Origin of the sequence: Olleya sp. Ti.3.14 (assembly GCF_038154885.1) — a bacterium.
Classification (GTDB): domain Bacteria; phylum Bacteroidota; class Bacteroidia; order Flavobacteriales; family Flavobacteriaceae; genus Olleya.
Genome location: NZ_JBAKAO010000010.1, coordinates 47,755 through 69,654, shown reverse-complemented (window position 1 = coordinate 69,654; position 21,900 = coordinate 47,755). Strand labels below are relative to the sequence as shown.

The following is a 21,900-nucleotide window of genomic DNA, read 5'->3' as shown; positions in this document are numbered from 1 at the left end:
TATATAGAAAAGCCCTTTAAACAATTGTTTAAAGGGCTTTTACCTAAGACTAATTATGTAACTTATAGATTATAAATAAACCTTGCAGTTAAAAATCTTGGTTGTATAAAATACTCACTAGTGCTAACTGAAAATGCTCCATTACTATTCTGTATTCTAGAATCTGTATCTAATAAGTTAGTTGCTTTTAGTTCATATTCCCATTTACTATCACTGGTTTTACGGTATGCTAAATTAGCATTCCATAACCCAAAACTATTACTATTACCATCAATAGTTTGACGACTATAAGTATAATCTGTTTTAAAAGTAAACTTTTTAAATATTAATGCGTCAAACTCAACAGCTGGTGCGTTAGTATAAATTTTAGTTCTTCTAGTACCTTGATCATTATCATTAATACCATAAGTGTAACGCAACTCAAAGTTAGGTGCATCTCTAAAATTAGATCTTAACTCTGTTGTGTAGTTTTGACTGTAGTTTTGGTTTTCAGAAATTTGAGTATTAATAAATTGATTAAACTTAGAGTAATTAAAGGTTCCCCTAACACTAGCTTGTAACTTACCAAAACGTCTCTGAAAACGTCCACTAGCGCTTAAACTTTCATCCTCTAAGCCAGAATTATAAGGTGTACTAGTTCTAATAACCGATCCAGGCTGAAACTCTGATACGTTTCTAATGTTATCAATATTCTTAGAATAATTTATAAATGCAAATACATTAGTATAATTAAACATATTAAAGCTAAAGTAGCTTAAGTTTATATTATGTGATAATGCACTTTCTAGCTCTGGATTACCAATAAACTGCGAGTTATAATTATTTAAAACTAAACCTTGAGCAAACTGATTTACATCTGTAAATTGGGTTTGCATTTTGTATGATAAATTTAAGTTTTCAGTTCCTTTTAATTGCACACGTACATTTAAATCAGGAAGTACTCTAAAAAAGTTATCTTTAGTTGTTGTGTTAAATTGATCATTAACTGCACTATAAGCATGCGCAGATAAACCTGGGCTGATAGTAAATTTACCTGTTTTAAATCGGTAATGCGCACCAAGATATATATCGCTAAATGTATATTTAATATCATTTATATCTGACACTCCTGGTATTGATGTGTTGGTGTCAACCTCGCTACCATCATCCAAAGTCTGAAACACATTAGAATCAAACTGTTGATTACTATATATGGTACCAACAGTAAAGTTAATATCACTTTTTTTGTTTAAAATATTCCAGTAGTCAACCTTAGCATCCAATTGATTAGTCTTAACACGTTTTTGTTGATTTACATCGTAAGAAACCTGCGTACCATCTAAACCTAAACCTACTGCAGTATTATCAAATGGATCTGCAGAACTTGTTGGGTCATTTTGTAATAGTGCATTATAAAAAGGATCTTCATCTTGTAATAAATGTTGAACGGATAATGCAAAAATATTATCTTCATCCATGGTATAATAATAATTCAGGTTTTGATTTATTTTATACGGATTAGTTTCTTCAAATTGCTCAATAGCACCAACAACATTAGAAAAAGTTCCATTTAATTGTTGATCCTTAGAGGTACGTCCAAGTATATCATAATCCAATTGATTATTAGCATTTGGCTTATACTTAGCACTAAATTTAACTAGTCCTAAATCACTTTTTTGTTGCGTATTACTAGCTGTAGTTTCATCTGGAATCCCTAATGTCTGATCTGTATATAAGACTTGACTATCTTCTTGTAATTCAATTCTGCTACTAGCAAAAATCGCAAATCCACTAACGTCCAAAACACTTGATGGCGAGTAACTAAAGTTAGCTGCACCAAATTTGGTATTTAAACTTTTAGCTTGATTATTTTGAAGCTGTCTAAAGCCCAAATCATTGCTTCCTAAGCTAATATTGGTTCCGCTTTGCTGACTAGGTTGTTGGAAACCACCTGAAAAATTAAATATATCTCGTCTAGATAAAGCCAACTCTCCAATATTGTTTAAGTCACCAATAAAGTTTATACTTTTTTTAGGACTATAGTAAAATAATTTAGGTTGCGCTAAGTACAACTCGCCACTACTAGAATCTCCTGCTCCAGCTGTTATTGTACCAAACCAAAAGTTTTTCTTACCTTCTTTTAATTTAATATTAATAGCAATATTATCTTGATTATTAGTCACACCACTTAACTGTCCAACTTCAGAGTAGTTTTTTAATACTTGTACTTTATCAATAGCATTTGCAGGAATATTTTTTGTTGCTAATTTAGTATCTCCATCAAAAAACTCTTTACCATCAATCATGACTTTACCTACCTTTTTCCCTTCTATTTCTACCTCACCATCATCATTAACCTCAACGCCTGGCATTTTCTCTAATACATCACCAAGTTTACGTTCTGTTCCGTTTTTAAAAGAATCTGCATTATAGGTTATTGTATCTCCACTTATGGTAACAGGCATTTCATAGGTGATTTCAATTTCATCTAAACTATTATCCATAGCCATTACATAATCTTTAAAAAGATCAGCTTCCTTAGTTTGAATGGTTTCAGAAATTTGTTTCATTCCAATATAACTAACCTGAATGCTATAAGAAGAATTAACATCTAAATTTAATTTATAACGTCCTTTATCATTAGTGATAGAATACGCTTCAAGCGTTTTTGTTGCTTGGTTTATAGCAACAACATTAGCTAACTCTAGTCCATATCCAGTACTATCCTTAACGACACCTTCAAACTTGACTTGAGCAAAAGTGGTACTTACTACTAAAAACAGTAGTGTTGTAAATAAGTGTTTCATTTGTTATTTTTGATTGGTTTTTATTGAAAAAAATTAATTTCTACCTCTTCCACCACGTGATCTAAACATCTCGCGCATTTCTTCCATTTTTTTCTTTACAATGTCTTGGTATTCTTCCATTGTCACTTCTTTACCTTTGGTTGGTTTTTTAATTTCGTTTTTATCAGAAGGATTCATAACAATTTTAGAACATAATATAGTTGTTCTACCTGCATTAACCTCTAATATTAAACCTGGAAGTCCCCAATATTCACCAGGACCACTATTAACTGGTATGTCCATTGTGTACCATGCAGTCACTTCAATTTCTTCTGGAATTTCAATATCATCAAAAGGATCTTTTGGTGCATCAGTTTTAGTGCTATCTTTTTTTACTTCTGCAACTTCTTTATTATCCTCCTTCTTTTTATCTCCATCATTTCCTCTTCTTCTCATATTTGTCCAATCTGCAGCGTCTACTTTTTTGGTTGCAGTAGCCTTAAAAGCAGTGTATTTACCTATTTGCTTAGACTCACCACTCATTTTCCAATCTAATTTTACTAAACTATCGTTAATTAAAAACTGCTTACCAAAAAACTCTTGGTCATGTAATAGTACGTTTTCTTTTACATCCTTATAGATTGTTCCAGCAGCCATTCCACCCATCATAAAACCTCTACCTCCACCACCAGGAGCCTCTAATGCTTCGTCTTCTTTATAAGTAGATTCTGATTTATTAAAATCTAAAATAAATGTTTTTTCAAGCATTGTTTTCATACGCTCCATTATCATTTTTTTACGCTCTGGACTTAACTCACGACCACCAAAATTATCCATATCCATTGTCGTTTTTGACATGTAAGTTGCCTGACCCTGAAAAGCATCTTGCGCAAAAACGCTTGAAGTGATAATCAATACTAACAGTGTTGCTAGATTTTTAAAAGTTGATTTTAATTTCATTTTATTTAAATTTTATTGTTTGATATTCCACACTTTAGACTCTTATTTTTACAGATAGTTTAATCTATATCAGATAAAAGTTACTAATAAAATTATTAGTCTACTTGACAAACAAATTGTTACAGGTTTGGTTTAGTTTTTGTACATTGTTAACCCATGAAACAACTAGTGCTTTTCTTTTTTATCAGCTGCTTAACACTGTCCGCACAAGACAAAATATCTGCAAATTACATAGCATTGGACAGCCTCAATGCTGATGTTTTTATTTCTAAAAATAATTTTGAAAACCTATATTATGTTCAAAATAATGTGCTTTTTAAAAAATCGGATAAACACACTATTAATTACAGCAATATCCAATTAGGCAATATAACGTCTGTACACACTTTTAATCCATTAAAAATTAATGTGTTTTATGGTGACTTAAACACTGTAATTATATTAGATAATAGATTAGCCGAAGTCTCTAAATTAGACTTTAACACGTTACAACCTTATAAAAATATTTCTCACGTTACAACGGGATTTGACAATACGATATGGTTATTTAATCAAGATTTTCAATACTTAGAGCTGTATGATTATCAAACCAAAACCACACGTTATAAGACAATTCCGGTTAGCTCCAAAGTATTAGACCTGACTAGCAATTATAATTATTGTTGGCTTCTTACCGAAAACAACTTGTATTGCTATAATTATTTTGGAAGCTTAGTTTATAAGTTTAAAAATGATGGCTACACAAACATTAAAGCTTACAACGAAAATTTAATACTTCAAAAATCAAATGATTTGTTATTTTACAATAATAAAACAAAAACTATAAGTGCGATCGATATACCAAATATGTTAATAAGTCAGTTTTTTGTAACCAATCAAATCCTGTATATTTACACTCGCAAATTACTTTATCAATACCAACTTAAAACAGACTAACTATGCACGTTGCCATAGCAGGAAATATAGGCGCAGGAAAGACGACGCTTACTAAATTATTAGCCAAACATTTTAACTGGGAGGCTCAATTAGAAGATGTTGTAGACAACCCTTATCTTGACGATTTTTACAATCAAATGGAGCGTTGGAGTTTTAACCTACAGGTTTACTTTTTAAATAGTCGTTTTAGACAAGTATCACAAATTCGCGAAAGCGGAAGAGATATTATTCAGGATAGAACAATATATGAGGATGCGCACATTTTTGCACCCAATTTACACGCAATGGGTTTAATGACCAATCGTGATTTTGAAAACTATAAATCGCTATTTGATTTGATGGAAGGTTTTGTTGAAGGTCCAGATTTATTGATTTACCTACGTAGCTCTATCCCAAATCTAGTATCGCAAATACATAAACGTGGTCGTGATTACGAAAACTCAATTAGTATTGACTATTTAAGTAGATTAAATGAACGTTATGAAGCTTGGATCCATGGATATACTAAAGGTAATTTATTAGTAATTGATGTAGATAATATGGACTTTGTTGCTAATCCTGAAGATTTAGGAACTATAATTAATAAAATTGATGCTGAAATAAATGGATTATTTTAGAATAACTTAACTTGTTTAAAAAACAGTTTAAATATAAAAAGGTTACATAATTATGTGACCTTTTTTTTATGACTATAAGGGTAACTACTTAATAAATCCGTTTGTCCTAGCATGTATTATAGCGTCCTTGCTAGAATTAACTAATAAAACAGGCGTTTTATTATAAGCGTTAAGTAAACTTTTTACTCTTTTAATTTTTTTATTATCGTTTACACTTCTTAAATAAACCGCTTTAATACGATTGGGAAAAGTATTAACAATCTCTAGATAAATATCTGGATCATGCTCTCCGCTATCACCTATTAATATAAAAGTAAAATCTGGATATGTCTTTAATATGTTTTGTATTTCTAACTGTTTTGCTGGCTTACAAGTAGATGACTTTTTCTTAAAAATAGTTCTGAAACTTCTAAGTAAAATAGGGCCTTTTGGGAAATTATTTTTTTTGAGAAAAAACTCTAAGTAGCGATACAAATTCCATGGACTATGACTAACATAAAAAATAGGATTAGCCTTATCTCCATTTGGTCCTTTATGCAATAAATGATAAAACTCAGCTGCGCCTTCTAGTGGTATTCTATTTTGAGCATGCTTAAAAAAAGTATTATATAGTACACGCCATTTTAATATAGAAACCACTCCTGTATGTAATATAGTGTCATCAATATCACTAATAATTCCAAAATCAGAATTTAAATTAGGGATAAGTATTTGTGCAGGAAACTTATTTTGATTTTGTATGGTTCGCTTTAGGGTAGCATCGTCATAGGCGACTTCAATATTTAACCAACCTTCTGTGTTTATTAAGGACTCTACATCCTCAATTGCTCTATCTATTTTATAATAACCATCTTTATCTGTCTTGGTATAAATGACTTTATTATTAGGCAATGTTATTTTTAGCTTTGTCTTTTTAACCTCATCTGTTTCAAATCTTTTCCATGTATTTAAAACTAAAGCTAGTAAGCTTTTTTGTTCCAAATCAATAGTTTCATCTTCCAACGCACGACCACGATGGTATAATCGCTTAGATGTACCATAACTTAAAAATGAAATAATTTGCAAAGGATCTTTCTTAAACCAACTCATCACATCAAATATAATATAAAAAAAACCTGCTAAAGTCATTAGCAGGTTTAAAATTTAAATTTCTGATATAGGATTACCCTTTTTTGACATCAATTTTTTTAATTGTTTTTTTGTTTTGTTCAGTCGCTACGTTATTGGACGCTTCAAAGTCTCTTAATTTAGCATCCACATCTTCCTTACTTCCTCTAAATTTTTCCTCTTTAACAACCTCTTCTCCGTCAATAATTACAGAATATGTTATTGTTGCCTCAGCAATATTATCTTTAACTATCATTTCTTTTTCAATAGTTACTTGGTCTGTATTAGCTACTCCAGTTTCGGTATGACCTCCTAAAATTGGTGCAATCACTAAACCAATTAAACAGGTTAACTTAATTAAAATATTCATTGATGGTCCAGAAGTATCTTTAAATGGATCTCCAACAGTATCTCCAGTTACTGCTGCTTTATGTGCATCACTACCTTTAAATGTCATCTCACCATTAATTTCGACACCTGCTTCAAAAGATTTTTTTGCATTATCCCATGCGCCTCCAGCATTGTTCTGAAAAATAGCCCAAAGCACACCACTTACAGTAACACCAGCCATGTAACCTCCTAGCATTTCAGCAATCGCTAAATGTTCCATCCCAAAAATCATAGGAACAAAAGCAATAACCAAAGGAAACCCAATGGTTAATAATCCTGGTAACATCATTTCTTTTAAAGATGCTTTAGTTGAAATAGCAACACACTTATCGTACTCTGGCTTACCTGTACCTTCCATTATACCTGGAATATCTCTAAATTGTCTACGGACTTCTTCAACCATTTCCATAGCTGCTTTTCCTACAGCATTCATTGCTAATGCAGAAAAAACTACAGGCACCATTCCTCCAACAAATAACATTGCTAAAACTGGTGCTTTAAAAATATTAATTCCGTCAATACCTGTAAATGTGACATAAGCAGCAAATAAGGCCAATGATGTTAATGCTGCAGACGCAATCGCAAAACCTTTACCTGTTGCTGCAGTTGTGTTTCCAACCGAGTCAAGTATATCTGTACGTCCTCTTACAATTGGTTCTTGCTCACTCATTTCGGCAATACCTCCTGCATTATCAGATATTGGTCCAAACGCATCAATTGCTAATTGCATTGCAGTTGTTGCCATCATCGCAGAGGCTGCTAAAGCAACACCATAAAATCCTGCCAATGCGTACGATGCCCATATTGCTCCTGCAAATAGTAATACTGAAGGAAATGTAGATATCATACCTGTTGCTAAACCTGCAATAATATTTGTTCCTGCTCCTGTACTAGACTGTTGTACTATTTTTAAAATTGGCTTTTTACCTAATCCTGTATAATATTCGGTTACCGAAGAAATTACTGCTCCTACAAATAAACCCACTAAAGTGGCATAAAACACTCTTATGCTAGAAATATCTTGCAAACCTTCTCCAAAAAAGTTCATTTGCATTGTTTCTGGTAGCATCCAAGTCACTAATCCATAACATGCAGCAGCGACTAAACCAATAGACACCCAGTTTCCAAGGTTCAAAGCTCCCATTACTTGTGACTCTTTAGCGTCATTACTACTAATTTTAACTAATAGCGTCCCAATTATAGAAATTATTATTCCCACTCCTGCAATAGACATAGGAAGTAAAATAGGACCAATACCTCCAAAAGCATCAGTGATTGCTCCACCCATATCTTTAATTACATAATTACCTAAAACCATTGCTGCTAAAACAGTTGCAACATACGATCCAAATAAATCGGCTCCCATACCAGCAACGTCTCCAACATTATCGCCAACATTATCTGCAATAGTAGCAGGATTACGTGGATCGTCTTCTGGTATACCAGCTTCTACTTTACCTACTAAATCAGCTCCAACATCTGCAGCTTTAGTGTAAATCCCTCCACCAACTCTTGCGAATAGTGCAATAGACTCTGCTCCTAATGAAAAACCAGCCAAAGTCTCTAATACAATAGTCATATCCATAGTATTAGTCCAAGCTCCATCCATAAATACTTGAAAGAATGCTATAAAAAATATCGTTAAACCTAACACTGCTAATCCTGCAACTCCTAATCCCATGACAGTTCCTCCTCCAAACGAAATTTTAAGCGCATTTGGTAGACTTGTTCTTGCAGCTTGTGTAGTCCTAACATTTGTTTTAGTTGCTATTTTCATACCGATATTTCCTGCTGCTGCAGAAAAAACAGCTCCACATACAAAGGCTATTACAATTAAATAACTTGTAGTTGGTACAAAATATGCGACAACAGCAAGTAGCACACTTACAATAACCACAAAAACTGACAACAATCTATATTCTGCGTTTAGAAAAGCTAGAGCACCTTCGTAGATATGGTCCGAAATCTCTTTCATTTTACCATCACCTGCATCTTGCTTCATTACCCAAGATTGTTTAATAACCATGTAAATTAAGCCCAAAATTGCCATAGCAATAGGCATATAAATCATCATTGATTCCATATAAGTTTGTTTGATTAGTTTTTAATTACTGCTAAAGTAACAAAATCAAACAGAAGTTAAAATATTAACATCGCAATTTTTTAACATTAAATTTACATTTATAATAATATTTAAAAACAAAACTAAAGTTATTATTTGCTATTATGACAAAACTACAAGTAATTACAAAACAGATAAATCAAATAGTATTGCAAACAAAAAACCCTCTCATTATACAATGAGAGGGTTTTAATTAAAATTTAAACATATTACTTAGATAGTAAAATCTCCATTTGTTTTATGCTCGCTATTTTCATAACGCTCTACACATTTATTTAAGATTTCATATGCCTCTTTAGCATCTCCCCATCCACCAACATCAACTTTCTTTTTCTCTAAGTCTTTATACACTTGAAAAAAGTGAGTAATTTCTTTTATTCTATGTGGATTTAAATCCTCGATATCATTACAGCTATTCCAAATAGGATCTGTAACAGGTACACAAATTATTTTTTCATCAGGACCTTTTTCATCTGCCATATGGAAAACACCAATAGGTTTTACTTCCATTACACACATTGGAAAAGTAGGCTCTGTTCCCATTACTAAAACGTCTAATGGATCTCCATCTAAAGCTAAAGTTTCTGGTATAAAACCATAATCTCCTGGATACATCATTGAAGAAAACAACATACGATCAAAACGAATTTTGTTTAATTCAAAATCGTACTCATACTTGTTTCTACTTCCTTTAGGTATTTCAATTAATACGTCAAATGTCTTTTTTCCAGATGGACTCATATAATATTATTTTAGTTTTCCGTCAAGCGGAATTTAAATTTTGCTTTACTTTTTCGGCTTGCAAAAGTACAAGATTATTTAGGTTTTGACAAATATAAAAAACGAAAAATACCGATTAAGGTTTTAATTGTTAAGTTAATATAAAATCAACCGCTAAATTTTTACAATAATTAAAAATTATCCTAATTATTTGTTTTAGTAATTCCTATACAATTAATATTTATCCTTGTACAATTTACAGTAAACGTGTTGTGTATTTATTTAAAAATAAAAGCCAAAGCTTCCAGTAACTCCAAATTTTCTAGCATCTGGGTTGGTTACTGCGTTTAAGTAATTACCTCTAAAATTAAAATCTATTCTTAGTACTTTAAATATGTTACCTACTCCAACGCTATACTCGTAATACGCTTCTTTAGTTGGCGCTCTATATATTAATCCCGAAGCATTTATATCGCGATTTTCTTGACTAACATCTCCAATAACACCTCTTGCACCAACTATGGCTCTTAAATTATATTTTTTTAAGAATGGTATACGAGAAAACAGACGTCCATTAAAATTATGCTCGACATGTAACGTTGCATATTCATCTGTAACAAACTCGTAAAAATCTAAATTAGAGAAGGTGTTATAAATTGAAAAATAACTTTGATTTCCAGGTACAACACTTAATAAACCTAATGGTACTTCACCATAAGTCTTTCCTGCTTCTACGGTTGTGTATAATCGTCCAAAACCACCTAAAGACCATGGTTGTGTATATGAGAATTGTAATTTAGTATAATCAAAATCACTGTCTAAAACCCCTTGATTACCGACTGATACTTGTGCAAATAATCTAGCAAAGTCATCATTTTTAGTTCGTCTTTCTACACCATAACCTGTCATTTCTCTGTTAGGGAAAAAGGACATAGAAAATGCTGTTTCGTATTGTTTAAGATCCGACTTGGTAGTGGTTTGTGTTGCATCTGTAAAGTAATCTAAACTAAAGGTTGGTGATGCTGACTCTAAAGTCCTATAGCTTCCGCTGACACGTGTTACCAAATTTCTAAATGGCTCTGCTTCGATTGATAACGTGCTTAAATTGATGTTTGTTAATTTATCGTTTGTACCTGTTCCAACTACTGAGCTACTGGCTAAACTTCGACCTAAAACATCTGTACTTGTTGTTAGACTTGCTCCAATTTGCTCTACATCACGTCGGTTTCCTCCTGATATAATTAATCGACTACGTTTATCTAGTAACCATTTACCTGATAATCCATATTTAAATTTATTATCCTTAAATCCATAAGCTGTATATCCTTCTATACGCCACATATCGTTTTGACCAAAGTATGTACGTCCACCTGCTCTTAGTCTTACGCCTTCTACTTCGTTATAACCAAAGGTTGAGAAGATTGGTCCATAATCCAAATTAAGCTCTGGAAACTCGACATAACCTGAAGCTAATATGCTTCCAAGATTATAAAGACGTTTAAACTTTTGGGTGTTTTTTAATGAGTCTAACATGACATAAACACCTTTTTCGTCTTTACTTAAAGATTCCATTCTGTTTTTGTCCCAAAAGCTATCGTCTTGATTATAGATGTCTTGGTCAAAGGTGTAAACTTTTTCTTTATAAAATTTAGGATCTTTTACTTCATCAAACGTATAGTTATCATATAGTGTGGTACGTTTACCGTAAATTCCCTTTGATTTTTCTTTTTTATTAAATGCAAAATCACTCATGAAGTAATCTCGTTTAATAAGAAAGACAGAATCGTTAAGGACTTCAAATTCTTGTTCTATATAAATTTCCTTAACCCAGTTTATATTTGCGCTTTTAGAGGCTTGCATGTTAATTTCTTTAATAGCAAAAGTGGTGTCTGCCACCCAAAAATCTCCTTTAAAGGTTAATTCGTTTTTACGCCTTGGATAGTAAATGATATTATAACACCATTTGTTATCTATAAAACTACTGTCTGCTAGCACGTAATTATAGGTCTGAATTCCGGTTCTAGAAATTGGACTTGTAAAACTTTTATCAAAAAACTTTAAGTAGTTATCATATACATCGTAATCCGAGTATAGGTCATCTACAAAGTCTATAATAATTTGATTATTACTAAAACCTGAGTTTTTATTACCTTTTAATACTTCGCGTTTTTCGTTTATAATATTATCACCATACACTTGGCTAGAGGACTCATTAATAAACATTGGCAAATACGTTTTACCTGTTACGTTAGAGGTATCTACTTGCTCAAAAACAAACTCCATACCTTTAAATAGCTTACTTTTCATTAATGAGCTATCGATTGTATTTAGGTCAAATTCTACTTTTTCGTATTTATCGTATTGGTATTGTTTGTACTTTTTTAATCCATTGCTACGTTTATTTGCCCATATTTTTCGGAGGATATCAATCGCTGGATTATTTTTTTTGGATTGCTTACCAGATACTATGACTACTTCATCTAAAGCTGCAACTTCTTCTTTTAAAATAACTTTTAAGTCGTAATTTACTTTTTTAGTTAGCTTAATTTCTTGAGTTTCAAAACTTATAAATGATATAGATAGTGTTTCCCAGGTATTACTATCTTCCATATAAAAACGTCCTTCTTCATTAGTAATAACACCAATTGAAGACCCTTTAAAAATTACATTTGCAAAAGACACTGGCTGGTCATACTCATCAAATACAACACCACTTACTTTTGTTTGTGCAATTGCAAAAAGACTTCCAAATAAAAAAAAGAGGCAAAAAAATTTACTATTCATATATGGTTATTTAATACAAAAAGCTTCATCAACAATCATGCTAATGAAGCTTTTGATAAATCTAAAATACTATTTTTTATTTATACATTACCTTTTTAACAGCTGTGATAACATCTTTATGGTCTGGTAACCACTCTGCTAACAATACTGGAGAGTAAGGTGCAGGTGTATCTGCTGTATTAATTTTTATAACTGGCGCATCTAAATAGTCAAATGCTTCGCTTTGTACTAAATATGTAATTTCTGTCGCTACGTTACCAAAAGGCCAAGCTTCTTCTAAAACAATTAAACGATTAGTCTTTTTAACAGACTTTAAAATTGCTGCTCTATCCATTGGACGCACTGTACGTAAATCGATAATCTCACAAGATATACCTTCTTCAGCTAATTTATCTGCTGCGATATAAGCTTCTTTAATAATCTTACCAAAAGATACGATTGTTACATCTGTACCTTCTCTTTTTATTTCGGCAACACCTAATGGTATTGTGTATTCTCCTTCTGGCACTTCACCTTTATCACCATACATTTGCTCGCTTTCCATAAAGATCACAGGATCGTTATCACGAATAGCAGATTTTAATAACCCTTTAGCATCATACGGATTTGATGGCACTACAACTTTTAAACCTGGTGTGTTTGCAAACCAATTTTCAAAAGCTTGAGAGTGTGTTGCTGCTAATTGTCCTGCACTTGCTGTTGGACCTCTAAATACTATTGGACAATTAAATTGACCTCCAGACATTTGTCTAATTTTAGCTGCATTATTAATTATTTGGTCAATACCAACTAACGAAAAGTTAAACGTCATGTATTCTACGATTGGTCTGTTACCTGTCATGGTAGACCCTATAGCAATACCTGCAAAACCAAGTTCGGCAATTGGTGTGTCAATAACACGTTTTGCACCAAACTCATCTAACATCCCTTTTGACGCTTTATAAGCACCATTATATTCTGCTACTTCTTCTCCCATTAAAAAAATGCTCTCATCTCTACGCATTTCTTCGCTCATGGCTTCGCAAATAGCTTCTCTAAATTGAATTGTCTTCATCTAATTAATAATTTGAAAAGCAAAAATAACAATAAATGAAAAACTTTAGACTAAAGAATTATTTAAAATTTACTATGCATGCATAGTATTTTTTCAAAATAAAATAATTATCTTCGTAACCGTAAGATTTAAGCGCATTTTTTATGCCTAAATTTGTTCAAAAATAAAATTAAGGTTAGACGTACTATATCGTTATAGTTGATTACATCTAACGTAACAGAACTCATAAAAAACAAAAAAATATGAAAATTTTAGTGTGTATTAGTCATGTACCAGATACGACATCAAAAATTAATTTTACAGATGGAGATTCAAAATTTGACACAACTGGAGTACAATTTGTAATTAATCCTAATGACGAATTTGGTTTAACACGTGCCATGTGGTTTAAAGAAAAACAAGGTGCATCTGTAGATGTTATTAATGTTGGAGGTCCTGAAACAGAACCTACATTACGTAAAGCATTAGCTATTGGTGCAGACTCTGCAATTAGAGTGAATACTGAAGCTAAAGATGGTTACCAAGTCGCTAAAGAAATTGCTAAAGTTGTAAAAGATGGTAGTTATGATTTAGTAATTGCTGGTCGTGAGTCTATTGATTATAATGGAGGAATGGTACCTGGTATGATTGCAGAAATGGTTGACGCTAATTTTGTAACTAATTGTATCAGTTTAGAGTTAGATGGCACTAACGCTAAAGCTGTTAGAGAAATTGATGGTGGTAAAGAAAGCGTATCTACTGCACTACCTTTAGTAATTGGTGGTCAAAAAGGATTAGTTGAAGAGAGTGATTTACGTATACCAAATATGAGAGGTATTATGCAAGCACGTCAAAAACCATTAAATGTTTTAGAACCAATAGGTGCATCAGTAGAAACAGCGTCTGTTAAGTTTGAAAAACCAGCTCCAAAAGGTGCTGTAACGTTAGTGTCGCCAGATAATTTAGATGAATTAATTAACTTACTTCATAACGAAGCTAAAGTCATTTAATTAGTAATTAATCTTAAAACAAAAAAAACATGTCAGTTTTAGTATATACAGAATCAGAAAACGGAACCTTTAAAAAAACAGCTTTTGAAGTTGCATCTTACGCCAAAGCAGTCGCTGACCAATTAGGTACGACAGTTACAGCAGTTGCAGTTAACGCCAATGATGTTTCAGAATTAGGAAAATACGGAGTAGATAAAGTATTAAAAGTATCTGATGATGCTTTAAAAAACTTTAATGCAAAATCATACGCTTCGGCAATTGCACAAGCAGCAAAAAACGAAGGGACTAAGGTCGTAATATTAAGTCAAAGTGCAGATAGTAAATATTTAGCACCAATATTATCTGTAGGTTTAGAAGCAGGTTACGCATCTAATGTAATGGAAGTACCAACTTCAACAGCTCCTTTTACAGTTAAACGTACTGCTTTTACAAATAAAGCATTCAACTTAACAACAATAGATACAGATGTTAAAATTGTTGGAGTCTCTAACAATTCTTACGGATTAATAGAAAATAATGGTGCAGCTGCAGCTGAAGATTTTTCGCCTAGCTTACCAAATTCAGGTGTAAATGTAGAGTCGGTTGATAAAGCAACAGATAAAGTTACAATTGCTGATGCAGAAATAGTAGTATCTGCAGGTCGTGGAATGAAAGGACCAGAAAATTGGGGAATGATTGAAGAGTTAGCAGATGTTTTAGGTGCAGCAACAGCATGCTCTAAACCAGTATCTGACTTAGGTTGGAGACCTCATAGTGAGCACGTTGGACAAACAGGAAAACCTGTAGCTTCTAACTTATACATTGCTATCGGAATATCTGGAGCTATACAGCATTTAGCAGGTATTAATGCCTCTAAAGTAAAAGTAGTTGTTAACACAGATCCAGAAGCGCCTTTCTTTAAAGCAGCAGATTATGGTGTTGTTGGAGATGCTTTTGAAGTTGTCCCACAACTTATTGAAAAATTAAAAGCGTTTAAAGCAGCAAACGCATAATTTTTTATAAATTTAAGTTCTATTAACAAAGGACTGTTTAAATTATGTACAAAAACTGCCTAGTGCAGTTTGGTAAAGTCCTAATTTAAGCAGTTCTTTGCTTTTTAAATACTATGAGTTTAGTCCGATTAAATATAAAAGGCATATCGTATAGCCAAACACAAAATGGCGCTTACGCACTAATTTTAAACGAATTAGATGGCGACCGAAAACTACCAATTGTTATTGGTGCTTTTGAGGCGCAATCCATTGCTATAGCTTTAGAAAAAGAAATAAGACCTCCAAGACCATTAACTCACGATTTATTTAAAAACTTTGCTGACCGCTTTGATATTGTAGTCAAACAAGTCATTATACATAAATTGGTAGATGGTGTTTTCTATTCTTCTTTAATTTGCGAACGCGATAATATTGAAGAAATTATAGATGCTAGAACTAGTGATGCTATAGCATTAGCATTACGATTTAATGCTCCTATTTTTACTTATAAAAACATATTAGATAAAGCAGGAATCTATTTGAAAGTAGATCCAACAAAGAAAGAGGATCCAGATAATATCTTAATTGAAGATATTATTAACGAGGAATTAGAGATGGAACCTTCTCAAGACGATTATATTTCCAAAACAGTAGAAGAATTACACAACCTTCTAGACGAAGCTGTAACTAACGAAGATTACGAAAAAGCAGCTAAAATAAGAGACGAAATCTCTAAACGATAATCCCTTTACAATGAAACATTTTGCACTTGCTATTGTAGCGACCCTAATAAGTATTACGTCTATTTTTGCCCAAGACATTGAAAAAGATTGGCAACTCGAGGCCAGCAAAACAAAACTAGACTCTACAAGTATTAACCTATTGGCTAATGACATACTTACTTTAAAAGAAGGCGCATTTACACACAATAATCAAACGGGAGATTATCTATTTCAAAATAATGTATTAGTCTTTTATTACGATACTCCAGCAGATGTAACTAAACGACTTAAAGTACAAACATTAACAGACTCTACATTAGTATTCAAAGAAAAACAAAACGTCTATTTTTTTAAAATAAAAGAAAAAACAGCTGCTCAACTAGCAGTATCAGAAGCCAATAAAATTATACCAAGCGAAGGATTTTCGTTTAATAGTTTATGGCGTGGCGCCTTAGGTATGGTAGCCCTAATTTTTATCTCGTTTTTATTTAGTAGTAACCGTAAAGCAATCGATTGGAAGATTGTTGGAATAGGTCTAGCCTTCCAACTATTAATTGCTATTGGTGTTTTAAAAGTTGAATTTATTAAAACTGCTTTCGAGTTTGTTGGTGGTTTATTTATAAGTGTATTAGATTTTACTAGAGCAGGAAGTAAATTTTTATTTGAAGGTTTAGTGGTAGATATGGATACCTTTGGATTTATTTTTGCTTTTCAAGTTTTACCAACTATTATATTCTTCTCTGCATTAACGTCTTTATTATTTTATTTAGGAATTATCCAACGTGTAGTAAAAGCTATGGCTTGGCTATTATCTAAAGCACTTAAAATATCTGGTGCAGAAAGCTTAAGTGTCGCAGGAAATATCTTTTTAGGTCAAACAGAAGCACCTTTACTTATTAAGGCATACCTAGAAAAAATGACTAAATCAGAAATGCTATTAGTTATGATTGGTGGTATGGCAACAGTTGCAGGAGCAGTACTTGCTGCCTACATAGGCTTTTTAGGAGGAGATGATGAAGCTTTAAGATTATTTTATGCTAAGCACTTATTAGCAGCATCTGTAATGGCAGCTCCAGGAGCGATAGTAATCTCAAAAATACTATTTCCACAAACAGAAGAGGTAAACACTGACGTTGAAGTGTCACAAGATAAAATAGGGTCAAATATTTTAGATGCTATAGCAAACGGAACGACTGAAGGATTAAAATTAGCTGTTAATGTTGGTGCAATGCTACTAGTTTTTGTTGCATTTATTGCAATGGTTAACGGAATCCTTGGATGGGTTGGAGATGTTACTTCTTTAAACGAATGGATTGAACATAATACAAGCTACACTGCCTTATCATTAGAGCTTATTTTGGGTTACATATTTGCACCTTTAATGTGGTTAATTGGTGTTGCACAAATAGATATGGCACTTATGGGACAGTTACTAGGTATTAAATTAGCAGCAAGTGAGTTTGTTGGATACATCCAATTAGCAGAACTTAAAGACGTTGCCCAAGCAACTCACTTAACTTACGAGAAATCTATAATTATGGCAACGTATATGCTTTGTGGTTTCGCCAACTTTGCATCTATTGGTATTCAAATTGGAGGTATTGGATCATTAGCTCCAGGACAACGTAAAACGTTATCTAAATTTGGAATGAAAGCATTATTGGGTGGTACTATAGCCTCACTAATTTCTGCTACAATTGCTGGTATGATTATCGGATAGACAGTTAATAACTTTTTATATATATTTTAGGGTTGACATTTTAATGTTAACCCTTTTTTATACTTTTAAATTCTTGAAAACTTAATAAAAATGAAACAATACCACGACCTAGTACAACATATATTAGAACACGGAAACGTAAAAGGAGATCGTACAGGAACAGGCACAAAAAGTGTTTTTGGCTATCAAATGCGTTTTGATTTAAGTGAAGGTTTTCCAATGGTAACCACTAAAAAATTGCATTTAAAATCCATTATTTATGAGTTATTATGGTTTTTAAAAGGCGATACAAACATTAAGTATTTAACAGATAATGGAGTTAAAATCTGGAATGATTGGGCTGATGAAAACGGAGATTTAGGACCTGTTTATGGACACCAATGGAGAAATTGGAATAGTGATGAAATAGACCAAATTAAAGATGTTATACATAGCTTAAAAAACAATCCAGATAGTAGACGTATGTTAGTCTCAGCATGGAATCCTTCAGTATTGCCAGACAACTCAAAAAGTTTTTCAGAAAACGTTGCCAATGGTAAAGCTGCATTACCACCTTGTCATGCTTTTTTTCAGTTTTATGTAGCAGATGGTAAACTTTCGTGTCAATTATACCAACGTAGTGCTGATACTTTTTTAGGTGTTCCTTTTAATATTGCATCATATGCATTATTTACTATGATGATGGCTCAAGTTTGTGGTTATAAAGCAGGTGATTTTATACACACCTTTGGAGATGCACATATTTATAGCAATCATTTTGAACAATTAGAATTACAACTTTCTAGAGAGATTAGACCATTGCCAACAATGAAAATTAACCCTGATGTTAAAGATATTTTTGAATTTAAATTTGAAGATTTCACCTTAGAAAATTATAATCCACATCCACACATAAAAGGTGCTGTAGCTGTATAAATTTATCAAATGAAATATATCTATTTATGTTTATTTTTGTTTTCAAGTTTTGCATTTAGCCAATCAAAACCTGAATATAATCGCGAAAAAGCAATATTTCCTGGTTGCCAGAGTGCAGAGGATTTAGAATTATGTTTTGAAGATAAGGTTTTACAATTCATAGATTCTTCATTAACAAAAAGTGTAAAAACTAAAATAATCCGTCATTCAAAAAAAGATACACTAGACCTATCTGCCAATTTATTTTTTAACGAAGAAGGAGATTTAATAAAAAAAATGTCTGGATTTCATATTTATATGGACAGTTTAAAAAATGAATTAAATTATCTTGAGGATAGTTTTCCTAAAGTATTACCTGTATTAGACAAATATGATAATGGAGTTGCCGATTATAAAAACCTACTCCTGGGTTTTAAAATTAATAGAGCAGATAGTACCATTATACCATTAAAAAACTACATACCTAAAGATGTTCCGTTTTCTCTAGTAGAACAAGTACCTGTATATCCAGGTTGCGCTCCAAGTTTACTCCAAGAAGCAGCAAGAAAATGTATGAGCAATGCTATTGGCAGACACGTGCTACAAAATTTTAATACTAACTTAGCATCTACACTTAATTTGCCTTCTGGAGTTATCAGAATATATGTTGGTTTTAAGATAGACAAAGAAGCCAAAGTTGTGAACATACTAACTAGAGCGCCACATCCTGCTTTAGAAAATGAAGCCAGAAGGGTAATAAAACTTTTACCTCAACTAGAATCACCAGGAATGCAAAAAGGTAAGGCAGTAAACGTTCCTTACGGTTTACCAATAACCTTTAATATTGCAGAGACAGCTGCTCAAAGAAAAGAACGTAAAAGGCTTAAACGCAAAAAAAGAAAGGAATAACTGTAGACCAATTTTAGCATATTAAAACCTTATAACTTTATAACACTATTATCTGTGGCTGCATAATCACTCCATACATAAGCGTCTGCCTCTACTTCGTTTTCCCATTGTCCATCAACAACATATTTAAACTCGTAAGCCTGACCAGCTTCTAGATTTACAGTCCCTTTAAATGTTCCGTTTTTCAACTTTTTTAATGGTTCGGCTGCAGTATTCCATTCATTCCAATTACCTGCAACAGTAACTTGCTTTGCTCCTGCTGCTGGAACAGTAAAAGTGACTTTACAAACGGGTTTACTCTTTAAAAATTGTTTCTTAATAGCCATAATATTAATGTTTTAAAGCTCTAAAATTAGATAAGATTTTTTCAGTCATCAACATAAAAATTAATTAATTTTAAACTTTTATGAGATTATTAAAATTAACGCTTAAAATCATCATTTTCATTAAATTAAGTATACTAAATTGTTAATAATAACAGCACAAAAACAACTGTAAATAACTGACAATCAAACTAAATCGATTTCGTTTAAAATTTACAAAATCAAATATCATAAAATCATTAACTTTACATTATAATAGTTAGCTATGTTTGGATTAAAGAAAAAAGAAAAACCGCAAATAGATAAAGAACAGTTAGAATTAATTAAAAATGCACAACGCAGGATTAAGCAAAAAAAGCGATTATACGCTCATTTTGTAATTTTCTTAATTGGGGCAATTTTTTTAATAATTGCAAATACAGTTTTAGGCATTGGCAAAGACACTAAGTTTTTTGGCATTAATTGGTTTGTATTTGCCATAATGGCTTGGTTATTTATCTTTTTATACCATGTATTTAATGTGTTTGTAACCTCTAAATTTATGGGTAAAGAATGGGAAGATCAACAGTTAGCCAAACTTGTAAATAAACAAAACGTTAGAATAGAAAAACTTAAACTACAAGTTGAAAAAGAAGATCTAACCATTGCTAAAAGTGAAGTATTTAATAAACAACAAACTAAAGCTGTAAACAACCTCACCATGATTGTTGCTGCTGGCGAAAATAATGAAATTGGTAAAAACAACGACCTTATATGGCATTTACGCGACGATTTAAAACGTTTTAAAGCCTTAACTTCTGGTCACTACATTATTATGGGTCGCAAAACGTTTGAGAGCTTTCCAAAGCCACTACCAAATCGTACTCACATAGTAATATCTAGGCAATCTAATTATAAAGCACCTGAAGGTGTTATAATTGTTGGTAGTATAGAAGAAGCTATTAACTTATCTAAAAATGATTCGCAACCCTTTATAATTGGTGGAGGAGAAATTTATAAACTAGCCATGCCTTATGCATCCAAAATTGAATTAACTCGTGTACATTCTAATTTTGATGCAGACACCTTTTTTCCTGAAATTGACATGATACAATGGAAAGAAACCGCAAATACCTTTCATAAAAAAGATGAAAACCATCAATTTGAATTTTCTTTTTTAACTTTCCAAAGAGTGTAATCAACTTTAAAACAACACATAAAACAACTTAAATTAATTTTAATTCAAGTTTAACACCAAAAACATACCTACTAGTATCTTTTAAATTTATTTTTGTTACATGCTACAAAACGAAAAATCAGAACTTACTAAACAAATTATTTTAGACGAATCGTTTAAGCTGTTTTATGAAAACGGTTTTAAAACCACGAGTGTTGACAAAATAATGAAGGCAACCAACTTAACTAAAGGTGCTTTTTACCATCACTATAAAAACAAAAAAGAACTTGGACTTGCAGTGATAAGTTTAAAAGTACAAAAAAGAGTTTATAAGGGTATGATTGATCCTTTGTTCCAATCTGGAAATGCAATACAGATTTTAGAAACAACATTTTTAGAACGATTAAAATCTTTTCCTGTTTATGAAAAGCAACATGGCTGTCCAATGAATAATTTTATAAATGAAGTTGGAGATTTAGAAGTAGCCTATCAACTAGTATTAAGACGAATTATTGATGATTGGAAAAAAGCATTAATACAGCTAATTGAAAGAGGTCAATATGAAAACACTATTAAAAAAAACATATCAAGCAATGCAATTGCAGTTTATTTAATCAGTGCTTTTGAAGGGATTAGAGGTATAAGAAAATTGTATAATAACGATGACATCCTTGAAGAGTACATTACAGCCTTATCATTATACATAAAACAAATAAAAACTTAATTTTTTTTATAGCAAAACATACCTCTTAGTATGTTTT

Annotated in this window: 18 protein-coding genes; 10 read left to right on the top strand and 8 right to left on the bottom strand. The window is 31.9% G+C overall.

Going from position 1 to position 21,900, the window contains the following annotated elements; translation table 11 throughout:
- Window positions 1-62: 62 nt before the first annotated feature.
- Both V6251_RS13060 and V6251_RS13055 read right to left on the bottom strand, forming a co-directional pair.
- Entirely contained in the window at window positions 63-2,786 is a 2,724-nt protein-coding gene (locus V6251_RS13060) for an outer membrane beta-barrel protein (RefSeq protein WP_341588570.1), read from the bottom strand.
- 33 nt (window positions 2,787-2,819) lie between these two features.
- The gene (locus V6251_RS13055; RefSeq protein WP_341588569.1) at window positions 2,820-3,725 is read right to left on the bottom strand and encodes a GLPGLI family protein; all 906 of its coding nucleotides are present in this window, start codon (window positions 3,723-3,725) and stop codon (window positions 2,820-2,822) included.
- A 156-nt stretch (window positions 3,726-3,881) separates the two neighbouring features.
- Between V6251_RS13055 and V6251_RS13050 the strand changes: the two genes are divergently transcribed.
- On the top strand, window positions 3,882-4,661 hold the full coding sequence (locus V6251_RS13050; RefSeq protein WP_341588568.1) for a hypothetical protein: 780 nt from the start codon (window positions 3,882-3,884) through the stop codon (window positions 4,659-4,661).
- Between the two features lie 2 nt (window positions 4,662-4,663).
- A complete protein-coding gene (locus V6251_RS13045; RefSeq protein WP_145003349.1) occupies window positions 4,664-5,278 on the top strand; it encodes a deoxynucleoside kinase in 615 nt (204 codons plus the stop codon).
- An 84-nt stretch (window positions 5,279-5,362) separates the two neighbouring features.
- Here the strand turns inward: V6251_RS13045 and V6251_RS13040 are convergent, their stop codons facing one another.
- The 5 genes from V6251_RS13040 to V6251_RS13020 form a co-directional block, all read right to left on the bottom strand.
- Window positions 5,363-6,406, bottom strand: coding sequence for an App1 family protein (locus V6251_RS13040; RefSeq protein WP_341588567.1), 1,044 nt, complete (start codon window positions 6,404-6,406; stop codon window positions 5,363-5,365).
- A 34-nt stretch (window positions 6,407-6,440) separates the two neighbouring features.
- On the bottom strand, window positions 6,441-8,858 hold the full coding sequence (locus V6251_RS13035; RefSeq protein WP_341588566.1) for a sodium-translocating pyrophosphatase: 2,418 nt from the start codon (window positions 8,856-8,858) through the stop codon (window positions 6,441-6,443).
- A 252-nt stretch (window positions 8,859-9,110) separates the two neighbouring features.
- Window positions 9,111-9,638, bottom strand: coding sequence for an inorganic diphosphatase (locus V6251_RS13030; RefSeq protein ID WP_145003354.1), 528 nt, complete (start codon window positions 9,636-9,638; stop codon window positions 9,111-9,113).
- 261 nt (window positions 9,639-9,899) lie between these two features.
- The gene (locus V6251_RS13025; RefSeq protein WP_341588565.1) at window positions 9,900-12,401 is read right to left on the bottom strand and encodes a DUF5686 family protein; all 2,502 of its coding nucleotides are present in this window, start codon (window positions 12,399-12,401) and stop codon (window positions 9,900-9,902) included.
- Between the two features lie 76 nt (window positions 12,402-12,477).
- Window positions 12,478-13,455 carry a pyruvate dehydrogenase complex E1 component subunit beta gene (locus V6251_RS13020; RefSeq protein ID WP_145003360.1) on the bottom strand — a complete coding sequence of 326 codons (978 nt, stop codon included), beginning with the start codon at window positions 13,453-13,455 and terminating at the stop codon, window positions 12,478-12,480.
- Window positions 13,456-13,697: 242 nt separating this feature from the next.
- On the opposite strand from V6251_RS13020, the gene V6251_RS13015 reads away from it, so the two are divergent.
- From V6251_RS13015 to V6251_RS12990, 6 genes are all read left to right on the top strand, one after another.
- On the top strand, window positions 13,698-14,444 hold the full coding sequence (locus V6251_RS13015; protein WP_341588564.1) for an electron transfer flavoprotein subunit beta/FixA family protein: 747 nt from the start codon (window positions 13,698-13,700) through the stop codon (window positions 14,442-14,444).
- A gap of 29 nt (window positions 14,445-14,473) precedes the next feature.
- The gene (locus tag V6251_RS13010; protein ID WP_341588563.1) at window positions 14,474-15,436 is read left to right on the top strand and encodes an electron transfer flavoprotein subunit alpha/FixB family protein; all 963 of its coding nucleotides are present in this window, start codon (window positions 14,474-14,476) and stop codon (window positions 15,434-15,436) included.
- 113 nt (window positions 15,437-15,549) lie between these two features.
- Window positions 15,550-16,158 (top strand): bifunctional nuclease family protein, encoded by a 609-nt coding sequence (locus V6251_RS13005; RefSeq protein ID WP_341588562.1) that lies wholly within the window; start codon window positions 15,550-15,552, stop codon window positions 16,156-16,158.
- Window positions 16,159-16,168: 10 nt separating this feature from the next.
- Complete coding sequence (locus V6251_RS13000; protein WP_341588561.1) at window positions 16,169-17,857, top strand: NupC/NupG family nucleoside CNT transporter; 1,689 nt, start codon at window positions 16,169-16,171, stop codon at window positions 17,855-17,857.
- Between the two features lie 90 nt (window positions 17,858-17,947).
- Complete coding sequence (locus V6251_RS12995) at window positions 17,948-18,772, top strand: thymidylate synthase (RefSeq protein ID WP_341588560.1); 825 nt, start codon at window positions 17,948-17,950, stop codon at window positions 18,770-18,772.
- Window positions 18,773-18,781: 9 nt separating this feature from the next.
- Window positions 18,782-19,660, top strand: coding sequence for a hypothetical protein (locus V6251_RS12990; protein ID WP_341588559.1), 879 nt, complete (start codon window positions 18,782-18,784; stop codon window positions 19,658-19,660).
- Window positions 19,661-19,689: 29 nt separating this feature from the next.
- Here the strand turns inward: V6251_RS12990 and V6251_RS12985 are convergent, their stop codons facing one another.
- Complete coding sequence (locus V6251_RS12985) at window positions 19,690-19,986, bottom strand: isoamylase early set domain-containing protein (RefSeq protein ID WP_341588558.1); 297 nt, start codon at window positions 19,984-19,986, stop codon at window positions 19,690-19,692.
- A gap of 262 nt (window positions 19,987-20,248) precedes the next feature.
- On the opposite strand from V6251_RS12985, the gene V6251_RS12980 reads away from it, so the two are divergent.
- The gene (locus V6251_RS12980; protein ID WP_341588557.1) at window positions 20,249-21,160 is read left to right on the top strand and encodes a dihydrofolate reductase; all 912 of its coding nucleotides are present in this window, start codon (window positions 20,249-20,251) and stop codon (window positions 21,158-21,160) included.
- Window positions 21,161-21,260: 100 nt separating this feature from the next.
- The gene (locus V6251_RS12975; protein WP_341588556.1) at window positions 21,261-21,863 is read left to right on the top strand and encodes a TetR/AcrR family transcriptional regulator; all 603 of its coding nucleotides are present in this window, start codon (window positions 21,261-21,263) and stop codon (window positions 21,861-21,863) included.
- Window positions 21,864-21,900: the final 37 nt, after the last annotated feature.

What these genes read in the sequence shown, in the direction of transcription:
- V6251_RS12995 (WP_341588560.1), top strand. Translation starts at nt 17,948, where the DNA reads ATGAAACAATACCACGACCTAGTACAACATATATTAGAACACGGAAAC.
- V6251_RS13020 (WP_145003360.1), bottom strand. Translation starts at nt 13,455, where the DNA reads ATGAAGACAATTCAATTTAGAGAAGCTATTTGCGAAGCCATGAGCGAA.
- V6251_RS13035 (WP_341588566.1), bottom strand. Translation starts at nt 8,858, where the DNA reads ATGGAATCAATGATGATTTATATGCCTATTGCTATGGCAATTTTGGGC.
- V6251_RS13005 (WP_341588562.1), top strand. Translation starts at nt 15,550, where the DNA reads ATGAGTTTAGTCCGATTAAATATAAAAGGCATATCGTATAGCCAAACA.
- V6251_RS12980 (WP_341588557.1), top strand. Translation starts at nt 20,249, where the DNA reads ATGTTTGGATTAAAGAAAAAAGAAAAACCGCAAATAGATAAAGAACAG.
- V6251_RS13050 (WP_341588568.1), top strand. Translation starts at nt 3,882, where the DNA reads ATGAAACAACTAGTGCTTTTCTTTTTTATCAGCTGCTTAACACTGTCC.
- V6251_RS13025 (WP_341588565.1), bottom strand. Translation starts at nt 12,401, where the DNA reads ATGAATAGTAAATTTTTTTGCCTCTTTTTTTTATTTGGAAGTCTTTTT.
- V6251_RS13000 (WP_341588561.1), top strand. Translation starts at nt 16,169, where the DNA reads ATGAAACATTTTGCACTTGCTATTGTAGCGACCCTAATAAGTATTACG.
- V6251_RS13045 (WP_145003349.1), top strand. Translation starts at nt 4,664, where the DNA reads ATGCACGTTGCCATAGCAGGAAATATAGGCGCAGGAAAGACGACGCTT.
- V6251_RS13060 (WP_341588570.1), bottom strand. Translation starts at nt 2,786, where the DNA reads ATGAAACACTTATTTACAACACTACTGTTTTTAGTAGTAAGTACCACT.
- V6251_RS13040 (WP_341588567.1), bottom strand. Translation starts at nt 6,406, where the DNA reads ATGACTTTAGCAGGTTTTTTTTATATTATATTTGATGTGATGAGTTGG.
- V6251_RS13015 (WP_341588564.1), top strand. Translation starts at nt 13,698, where the DNA reads ATGAAAATTTTAGTGTGTATTAGTCATGTACCAGATACGACATCAAAA.
- V6251_RS13030 (WP_145003354.1), bottom strand. Translation starts at nt 9,638, where the DNA reads ATGAGTCCATCTGGAAAAAAGACATTTGACGTATTAATTGAAATACCT.
- V6251_RS12990 (WP_341588559.1), top strand. Translation starts at nt 18,782, where the DNA reads ATGAAATATATCTATTTATGTTTATTTTTGTTTTCAAGTTTTGCATTT.
- V6251_RS12985 (WP_341588558.1), bottom strand. Translation starts at nt 19,986, where the DNA reads ATGGCTATTAAGAAACAATTTTTAAAGAGTAAACCCGTTTGTAAAGTC.
- V6251_RS12975 (WP_341588556.1), top strand. Translation starts at nt 21,261, where the DNA reads ATGCTACAAAACGAAAAATCAGAACTTACTAAACAAATTATTTTAGAC.
- V6251_RS13055 (WP_341588569.1), bottom strand. Translation starts at nt 3,725, where the DNA reads ATGAAATTAAAATCAACTTTTAAAAATCTAGCAACACTGTTAGTATTG.
- V6251_RS13010 (WP_341588563.1), top strand. Translation starts at nt 14,474, where the DNA reads ATGTCAGTTTTAGTATATACAGAATCAGAAAACGGAACCTTTAAAAAA.